This is a genomic window from Caballeronia calidae (assembly GCF_900044055.2).
GTDB classification, from domain to species: Bacteria; Pseudomonadota; Gammaproteobacteria; order Burkholderiales; family Burkholderiaceae; genus Caballeronia; species Caballeronia calidae.
On record NZ_FCOX02000325.1, the window covers coordinates 1 to 787 of the forward strand.

A 787-nucleotide genomic window follows, 5' to 3' on the forward strand; every position below is an offset into this window, starting at 1 on the left:
TGCTCGACCTCGAAGCTGCGTACCTCGAGCTTCTCGAGGCGATCGCGGGCGAGCATCGCGCCGGTGCTCGTATGACGCGGCTTGCGTTCGCGATACATCCCCTGCGCTCGCAGATAACGGCGAAGTGTCGTATAGGACGGCAGGCTCGTTTCGCCGAGTATGACCTTCAGATTGTCGTAGTGCAGCTGACACGTCCAGCCGGGATGTTCGTGGTACTGCATGCGGATCGCCTGCACCGTCTGGGGCGACAGATTTGCACCGGCGCCGCAAGGACGCTTACGGTCGCGCAGGCTCGCCACTGGATCCTGTGCCGCCTTGCGGGCCCGATAGAACCACCGCTCAATGGTGGAGCGGCCGAACTGGATATCGTCGCCAGTGACGGGGTGACGCCAGCGTTTGGCGGCCAGCGCGGTAATGAGTTCTCGCAGTTGCCCTGGTTCAGGCGGTGCGGCAAGCAAGGGGCCCACGACCGCAAAGCGCAGCCGCGCCCAACGATCCCGCACGGGTAGATCGTGAAGTTCAGTCATGCTCTCTCCAAAGATGCGGCGCACCGCGCCGCGATTCAGGGGAGAGGCGAGACTACCGGTGCATTCCGAGGGGGGCGAGCGACAAGTTCTGCGGGCAGCTACCGTCCCTCACGCGGGTTGCTCATGGCGCTTGCACTGGTGAGCGGCAAGAGCCAACGCAGCAGACCGAGCAGTGGTTGTGAAGATCGCGTTGTAGCGAAGCGCTCAAGCAGGCTTGCCGGCGCTTGCCCGGTCTCGACGGGCGGCACGAAAGCCGCCTG

General features: G+C 64.5%; 1 pseudogene. It reads right to left on the reverse strand.

Going from position 1 to position 787, the window contains the following annotated elements:
* A pseudogene (locus AWB78_RS42865) lies at positions 1-527 on the reverse strand (helix-turn-helix domain-containing protein); the annotation flags it as partial.
* Between the last annotated feature and the right edge of the window lie 260 nt (positions 528-787).